The sequence below is a fragment of the Pseudomonas sp. PS02290 genome (genome assembly GCF_029960075.1).
In the GTDB taxonomy this organism is placed as follows: Bacteria; Pseudomonadota; Gammaproteobacteria; order Pseudomonadales; family Pseudomonadaceae; genus Aquipseudomonas.
In genome coordinates this window covers 82,400-89,586 of sequence record NZ_JASCOY010000014.1, presented here as the reverse complement: position 1 = coordinate 89,586, position 7,187 = coordinate 82,400, and the positions used below count along the sequence as shown (strand labels likewise).

7 protein-coding genes are annotated in these 7,187 nt (G+C 61.4%); 3 read left to right on the top strand and 4 right to left on the bottom strand.

Annotated features, from left to right (window positions below; genetic code table 11):
• Positions 1-149 precede the first annotated feature (149 nt).
• Positions 150-1,346: a class I SAM-dependent rRNA methyltransferase gene (locus QMX88_RS09715; protein ID WP_237252892.1), complete on the bottom strand. Its 1,197-nt coding sequence runs from the start codon at positions 1,344-1,346 to the stop codon at positions 150-152.
• A 167-nt stretch (positions 1,347-1,513) separates the two neighbouring features.
• Here QMX88_RS09715 and QMX88_RS09710 point away from each other — a divergent pair, with 167 nt between their 5' ends.
• The 3 genes from QMX88_RS09710 (at position 1,514) to QMX88_RS09700 (ending at position 3,732) form a co-directional block, all read left to right on the top strand.
• Positions 1,514-2,380 (top strand): HDOD domain-containing protein, encoded by an 867-nt coding sequence (locus tag QMX88_RS09710; protein ID WP_282368666.1) that lies wholly within the window; start codon positions 1,514-1,516, stop codon positions 2,378-2,380.
• Positions 2,381-2,418: 38 nt separating this feature from the next.
• Positions 2,419-3,231 (top strand): bifunctional DNA-formamidopyrimidine glycosylase/DNA-(apurinic or apyrimidinic site) lyase, encoded by an 813-nt coding sequence (gene mutM, locus QMX88_RS09705; RefSeq protein WP_282368664.1) that lies wholly within the window; start codon positions 2,419-2,421, stop codon positions 3,229-3,231.
• A 165-nt stretch (positions 3,232-3,396) separates the two neighbouring features.
• Positions 3,397-3,732 (top strand): multidrug transporter, encoded by a 336-nt coding sequence (locus QMX88_RS09700; protein WP_282368662.1) that lies wholly within the window; start codon positions 3,397-3,399, stop codon positions 3,730-3,732.
• Here QMX88_RS09700 and ggt read toward each other — a convergent pair.
• From ggt to coaD, 3 genes are all read right to left on the bottom strand, one after another.
• Positions 3,714-5,447 carry a gamma-glutamyltransferase gene (gene ggt / locus QMX88_RS09695; RefSeq protein ID WP_282368677.1) on the bottom strand — a complete coding sequence of 578 codons (1,734 nt, stop codon included), beginning with the start codon at positions 5,445-5,447 and terminating at the stop codon, positions 3,714-3,716. The genes QMX88_RS09700 and ggt overlap by 19 nt on opposite strands.
• 87 nt (positions 5,448-5,534) lie before the next feature.
• Positions 5,535-5,786, bottom strand: coding sequence for a YfhL family 4Fe-4S dicluster ferredoxin (locus QMX88_RS09690; RefSeq protein WP_065991092.1), 252 nt, complete (start codon positions 5,784-5,786; stop codon positions 5,535-5,537).
• A gap of 99 nt (positions 5,787-5,885) precedes the next feature.
• Entirely contained in the window at positions 5,886-6,368 is a 483-nt protein-coding gene (gene coaD, locus QMX88_RS09685) for a pantetheine-phosphate adenylyltransferase (RefSeq protein ID WP_282368658.1), read from the bottom strand.
• Between the last annotated feature and the right edge of the window lie 819 nt (positions 6,369-7,187).

Here is a 7,187-nt window from a genome sequence, read left to right as displayed (position 1 = left end):
GAGCTTGCTCACGAAGGTGGCGGTACATTCGCTAAAGCTTCAGCGGGTGCAACGCCGTCTTCGTGAGCAAGCTCACTCCCACAAGGATCAGTCGCCTACAGATCCGCGCGGGATCTGCATAAATGGGCGATCTCGTTACGCCACAGCCATCAGCTGTTCGGCAGCAACCGGCAGGTGATGCTTTTGATGTAGCGCGTCTCTGGGATCGCAGGGTGGACCGGGTGGTCCGGGCCCTGGCCGCCGCGCTCGAGCAGCTGGATGTTGCGGTCCAGATGGCGGGCGCTGGTCAGCAGGATGTTTTGCAGGTCGTCTTCCGGCAGGTGCATCGAGCAGGAAGCGCTGACCAGAATGCCGTCCTTGCTGAGCAGGCGCATGGCTTGCTCGTTCAGGCGGCGGTAGGCGCCTTCGCCGTTTTTCATGTCTTTCTTGCGTTTGATGAACGCAGGCGGGTCGGCGATGATCACGTCGAAACGCTCTTCAGCGGCTTTCAGCTCCTTCAGCGCTTCAAACACGTCGCCTTCGATGCAGGTGACCTTCTCCGCGAAGCCGTTCAGCGCTGCGTTACGCTCTACCCCGTCCAGCGCAAAGGCGGACGCATCCACGCAGAACACTTCGCTGGCGCCGAACGCACCGGCCTGAATGCCCCAGCCGCCGATGTAACTGAACAGGTCCAGCACACGCTTGCCCTTGGCGTAAGGCGCCAGGCGCGCGCGGTTCATGCGATGGTCGTAGAACCAGCCGGTCTTCTGGCCTTCCATCACCGGCGCTTCGAATTTCACGCCGTTCTCTTCCAGCGCGACCCACTCCGGCACCAGGCCGAACGCGGTTTCAACGTAGCGGTTCAGCCCTTCGGCGTCGCGCGCGGCGGAGTCGTTCTTCAGCAGAATGCCGCTCGGCTTGATCACTTGAATCAGCGCAGCCAGCACGTCGTCTTTCAGTTGCTCCATGGCGGCTGACGCCAGCTGCACCACCAGAATGTCGCCGAAACGATCAACCACCAGACCCGGCAGCAGGTCGGAGTCGCCATAGACCAGGCGATAAAACGGCTTGTCGAACAGACGCTCGCGCAGCGACAGGCAGACGTTCAGGCGATGAACGAGCAACGACTTGTCCAGTGGCAGCTTGACGTCGCGGGACAGCAACCGTGCGCAGATCAGGTTTTGCGGGCTCATCGCGACGATGCCCAGCGGCTTGCCACCCGCGGCTTCGAGAATGGCTTGAGCGCCAGGAGCAAAGCCGTTGAGCGGGGTGGCAGCGACGTCGATTTCGTTGCTGTAGACCCACAAATGACCGGCGCGCAGGCGGCGATCGGCGTTGGGCTTGAGGCGCAAGCTAGGCAGGGACATGACGTCGCTCCGGAAAAAAGAGCGGGAGTATAGCGCGTCAGCCGGCTGGCGGGCGCGCCGTGCTCTGTTACCGTCTGGCTGTCCGTCGGATCCGTTGAATCGTCATCCAGTTGTCGACCCATGGCCGCGAGGGGTTAGAATCGTGGCCTGACCCCGAGTGTGAAGTTATGTCCCAAGAGCTTACGTCCGAGCAGATCCAGCAGGCGTTACAAGGCATCAGCGTTCCGCCCCAGCCGCAAATCATGGTGGATTTGCAGATGGAGCAGTACATGCCCGACCCTGATCTGGGTGCCATCGCCCGGTTGATCGCCCAGGATCCGGGGCTTTCCGGCGCGCTGCTGAAAATCGTCAATTCCAGCCATTACGGCCTGAGCAATAAAATCGCTTCGATTCAGCGGGCGGTGAATCTGCTCGGCAGTCGCTCGGTCATCAACCTGATCAACGCGCAGTCGATCAAGGGCGAGATGAGCGACGAAACCATCGTCGTGCTCAACCGTTTCTGGGACACCGCTCAGGACGTTGCGATGACCAGTCTGACGATCGCCAAGCGCATCGGCTCACAAACCGTAGACGAATCCTACGCGCTGGGTCTGTTTCATGACTGCGGCGTGCCGCTGATGATCAAGCGTTTCCCCGATTACATGAGCGTGCTCGAAGAAGCGTATTCCAACGCCACCGCCGAGTGCCGCGTCGTCGACACCGAGAACAAGCTGCTGAACACCAACCACGCCGTTGTCGGTTACTTCACCGCCAAGTCCTGGCGTTTGCCCGAACATGTCAGCAACGCGATCGCCAATCACCATAACGCGCTGGCGATTTTTCAGGACGACTCGGGTCGCAATGCGCCGCTGAAAAACATGCTGGCCGTGCTGAAAATGGCCGAGCATGTGTGCGAATCTCACCGCGTCCTGGGCAACGAGCCCGTCGACCACGAGTGGAACAGCATTGGTCCTCTGGTGCTCGACTACGTCGGCTTCTCTGACTATGACTTCGAAAACCTCAAAGAAAGTATTCGTGAGCTGAGTGCGCACTGACCCTGCGCACCTGACCTCACCCTTCATCGAGCGGCCCCATGCCTGAATTACCTGAAGTCGAAACCACCCGCCGGGGCATTGCGCCGCATCTGGTGGGCCAGCGCGTCAGCCGGGTGATCGTGCGCGATCGTCGCCTGCGCTGGCCGATCCCCGAAGACCTCGACGTGCGCCTGTCGGGGCAGAAAATCGTGGCCGTCGAGCGCCGCGCCAAGTATCTGCTGATCCAGGCGGAGGTCGGCACCTTGATCAGCCATCTCGGCATGTCGGGCAATCTGCGCCTGGTGGATGCCGGTCTGCCGCCGCTCAAGCATGAGCACGTCGACATCGAACTCGAGTCCGGCCTGGCCTTGCGCTACACCGACCCCCGGCGTTTCGGCGCCATGCTCTGGAGCCTGGATCCGCTCAACCACGAGCTGCTCGCGCGCCTGGGGCCGGAACCGCTGACCGAGGTGTTCGATGGTTTGCGTCTGTTCGAGCTTTCTCGCGGCCGGGCGATGGCAGTCAAGCCTTTCATCATGGACAACGCAATCGTGGTGGGCGTCGGCAACATCTATGCGACCGAAGCCCTGTTTGCCGCCGGAATCGATCCGCGCCGTGCCGCCGGGAGTGTTTCCAAGGCGCGCTATATAAAGCTGGCGATTGAAATCAAACGCATCCTGGCCGCCGCCATCGAGCGAGGCGGCACGACGCTGCGGGATTTCATCGGCGGCGACGGCCAGCCCGGCTACTTCCAGCAGGAACTGTTCGCTTACGGCCGCGGCGAGCAGCCGTGCAAGGTCTGCGGGACCACGCTGCGAGAAGTGAAGCTGGGTCAGCGGGCCAGCGTTTACTGCCCGAAGTGCCAGAAATAATTCCCGACAGCGACAGGAAGTACTGACCGCCGCTTGGTCGCCAGGGTTTATCCGACGTCTCCTACAGGGCGTGTGTCGTCAGTGAGACACGCCGCCCCTTGCGTAAGCCCGCGCCCTGTTTATAGTGAACAGCTTCATATCTGCCTTAGCCTGAAGGACCATGCCATGAGCCCGTTTCGCATGCTTGCTGCCACGTTGGCCGTGTTCTTCGGCTTGCAACTCACGCCTGCGCTGGCTCAGGACGCGACAGGCAGTGGTGATCCCGTCTACGAAATCGAAAGCCCTCCTGCCTACGCGATGATGGGCGACCTACTGATTGCGCGGCCGATTCTCATCGTTGCCACCGTCATTGGCGCCGGGTTGTTTGTGGTTGCATTGCCGTTTACCGCCGCCGGTGGCGGCATTGGCCGCGCCGGCAAGGCGCTGGTCGTGGATCCGGGCAAGGCGGCATTTGTCCGCTGCCTGGGTTGCACCGGCGATGGTTACGGCAAGCAGGACTGATCGGCGCAGGCGCGCATCAGCTTCAGCGCGCCATCGGGTTTGAAGGTAGTCGACACGCCAATGCCGCGTGGATCACTGGCCGCTTCAACCCGGGCACTGTTCTTGTGCCACAACAACACCTGCTGGTTGCCAAAATCCTTCGCCGTCTCCTTCAGCGTGTAACCGCGCTCGCGCAGGTCAGCCAGTTCCTGATCAGTGAAAGTCCCCGGCTCGTACTCGACCACATCCGGCGTGTACTGGTGGTGATAGCGCGGCGTTGATGCCCAGCTGGCAATCGGCTGATCATCCAGGTATTGCAGCATCGACAGCAGCACCATGCTGGGGATACGGCTGCCGCCCGGGGTGCCGAAGGCGGCGAGGGACTGCGGGCCTTCGATAAAGCTCGGGCTCATGCTTGACAGGGGCCGCTTGCCCGGCTCAATGGCGTTGGCGTGACCGCCTGCCGCCGCCGAGGCGCTTTGGCCTTTGGGGTCGATGGCAAAGTCGTCCATTTCATCGTTGAGGATGATCCCGGTGCCAGGCACGGTGAACGCGGAGCCGAAGGGCAGATTCAGCGAGAGTGTCGCCGTGACGGCGTTGCCCTCGTTATCCAGGACCGCGAAATGGCTGGTGTTATCGCCCTCACGCCAGCGCGGGGCGGGTGGCAGGATGTTGTTGGGCGTGGCGCGGTGGGGGTCGATGCTGGTGGTGAGTTGCAGCAGGTAGTCGGGGGAGAGCAGTTGAGCCACCGGATTGGGCACGAAGTCAGGGTCCCCCAGCAATACGCGATCACGGTAAGCGCGGCGCAGTGCCTCGATCACCAAGTGCGCCCGCTGGATTTTCCCTGACTCCCGCCACGGCAGTTGTTGCAGCATGAACAGGCTTTGCGCCAGAGCGATGCCACCTGCCGAGGGCGGAGGTGCGCTGATCAGCTCCCGTTGATGGGCCATCTGAACGCGCAGAGGCGTGCGCGTGACGACTTCATATTCTTCGAAATCGTGGTAATTCCAGATGCCCCCTGCGCGGCGAACGCCGCTGACCATCGCCTGCGCCACCAGACCGCTGTAGAACCCTGCGCGGCCATTGTCGGCAAGGCGCTCCAGCGTCTGCGCCAGTTCCGGCTGGGTGATGACGTCACCCAGATTTGGCACATCGTTGTTGCGCAGAAACAGGCGCGCACTCTCCTTGTTATTACGCAGCGCGAACAGCCGCCAACTGGCGCGTTCGCGATAAACACTGTCCACTTTGAAACCGCGATAGGCGACCCGGATTGCCGGCGCGAGTGAAATCGTAAGCGGCAATCGGCCATAGCGTTCGGCGAGTTCGACCAGCGCAGCGGGAAGCCCGGGAATCGCGGCCGCCAGAGGTCCGTTGAGGGACAGGTCCGGCTGGAGGATCCCTTTGCGTTGGAACATCTTGGGTTTGGATTTGAGCGGCGCCTTTTCCCGCGCGTCGAGAAATTGATACTGAACGGGGATGCCGGATTGGCGCAGCAGGAAAAACCCGCCGCCGCCGAGGCCCGACCCGTAGGGCTCCACGACGGCGAGGGTCGCGCTGATGGCGATTGCGGCATCGAATGCGTTGCCGCCGTCGACCAGGATTTCCTGACCGGCGGCCGTCGCAATGGGGTGCGGACTGGCAATGGCGGCCTGATCAGGGTGATCGGGGCTGGCCTGGGCCGAAAAAACGCACAGCAGAAACACTGCGCCTGACAAAACAGGTATCCGTTCCAGCATAGAGATCATGCGTATCTCGCTCAATTCAACAGGCGTTAAGCCAGTGTCTTCGGCGAAAGCACGTATGCCGACAGGATATGCGTTCGGTTATGCCTTGCTTGTGATCAGGTTGTACTTGGCCATGAGCTCGTCCTTGCTCTCCACGTGGTTTTCATCCAGCGGGATGCAGTCCACAGGGCAGACTTGCTGGCACTGCGGCTCGTCATAGTGACCCACGCATTCGGTGCACAGGTTGGGATTGATCACGTAGATCTCTTCACCCTGGGAAATCGCTTCGTTCGGGCACTCGGGTTCGCAGACGTCGCAGTTGATGCAATCGTCGGTGATGATCAGGGACATGGATACTCCTGCCACGGTCGACACCGGGGCATATCAAAACGAATGCGGCGGATTGTGCCGCATTAGCGCTCGGTATGCACCTCGCCTCGACGCAAGGCCTCAGGCTTTTTTGAAGCGTTCGCTCAGCGCCTGGGCCACGGCGGGGTGTACGAATTTGGTGATATCACCACCTAACGCTGCGATTTCCCTGACCAGCGTAGATGAAATGAACGAGTAGCGTTCGGACGGCGTAAGAAAAAGACTTTCGATGTCCGGGGCCAGTTGCTTGTTCATGTTGGCGAGCTGAAATTCGTACTCGAAATCCGACACCGCGCGCAGGCCGCGCAGCAGGATGTTGGCGTTCTGTTCCTGGGCGAAGTGCGCCAGCAGTGTCGAGAATCCTACGACTTCCACGTTTTGCAGGTGTTTGGTCGCTTCGCGAGCAAGCGCAACCCGTTGCTCCAGCGGAAACAGGGGGTTTTTCTTGGGGCTGGCGGCGACGGCAATGACCACTTGATCGAACAGGCGCGAAGCGCGCTCGACCAGATCGCCATGACCCTTGGTGATAGGGTCGAAGGTGCCGGGGTACAACACTCGGTTCATCGCGTCGTCCTGGTCGGAGTTCGTTGGGGACTGGATGGTAGCGCAGCACGCTGAGCCGGCCAAGTCGCGCAAGTCTGGAGTGGGCCTGCCGGTGTGATAACCCTTGGTTTTACGGCGTGACGCCAAATGCCTTCCCGGCTAAGCCGGCCCCACAATGTTCCACAGCCATCCCCGCCGACTGCATGCGGTCTCATAGTGGGACCGGCTTCAGCCGGGAAGAGGCCGGTGTGGGCGCCATCAGATTTGCGGCGTGACGCGAGACTCCTTCCCGGCTAAAGCCAGTCCTACAGGATGATCGCGTTCAAATAGTGGGACCGGCTTCAGCCGGGAAGAGGCCAATGTGGGCGCCATCAGACTTGCGGCGTGACGCGAGACGCCTTCCCGGCTAAAGCCAGTCCTACAGGATGACCGCGTTCAAATAGTGGGACCGGCTTCAGCCGGGAAGAGGCCGGTGTGGGCGCCATCAGATTTGCGGCGTGACGCGAGACGACTTCCCGGCGAAAGCCAGTCCTACAGGATGATCGCGTTCAAATAGTAGGACCGGCTTCAGCCGGGAAGAGGCCGGTGTGGTCGCCATCAGATTTGCGGCGTGACGCGAGACGCCTTCCCGGCGAAAGCCAGTCCTACAGGATGATCGCGTTCAAGTAGTGGGACCGGCTTCAGCCGGGAAGAGGCCGGTGTGGGCGCCATCAGATTTGCGGCGTGACGCGAGACGCCTTCCCGGCTAAAGCCAGTCCTACAGGATGATCGCGTTCAAATAGTAGGACCGGCTTCAGCCGGGAAGAGGCCAATGTGGGCGCCATCAGACTTGCGGCGTGA

What these genes read in the sequence shown, in the direction of transcription:
- coaD (WP_282368658.1), bottom strand. Translation starts at nt 6,368, where the DNA reads ATGAACCGAGTGTTGTACCCCGGCACCTTCGACCCTATCACCAAGGGT.
- QMX88_RS09700 (WP_282368662.1), top strand. Translation starts at nt 3,397, where the DNA reads ATGAGCCCGTTTCGCATGCTTGCTGCCACGTTGGCCGTGTTCTTCGGC.
- QMX88_RS09690 (WP_065991092.1), bottom strand. Translation starts at nt 5,786, where the DNA reads ATGTCCCTGATCATCACCGACGATTGCATCAACTGCGACGTCTGCGAA.
- QMX88_RS09715 (WP_237252892.1), bottom strand. Translation starts at nt 1,346, where the DNA reads ATGTCCCTGCCTAGCTTGCGCCTCAAGCCCAACGCCGATCGCCGCCTG.
- mutM (WP_282368664.1), top strand. Translation starts at nt 2,419, where the DNA reads ATGCCTGAATTACCTGAAGTCGAAACCACCCGCCGGGGCATTGCGCCG.
- ggt (WP_282368677.1), bottom strand. Translation starts at nt 5,447, where the DNA reads ATGCTGGAACGGATACCTGTTTTGTCAGGCGCAGTGTTTCTGCTGTGC.
- QMX88_RS09710 (WP_282368666.1), top strand. Translation starts at nt 1,514, where the DNA reads ATGTCCCAAGAGCTTACGTCCGAGCAGATCCAGCAGGCGTTACAAGGC.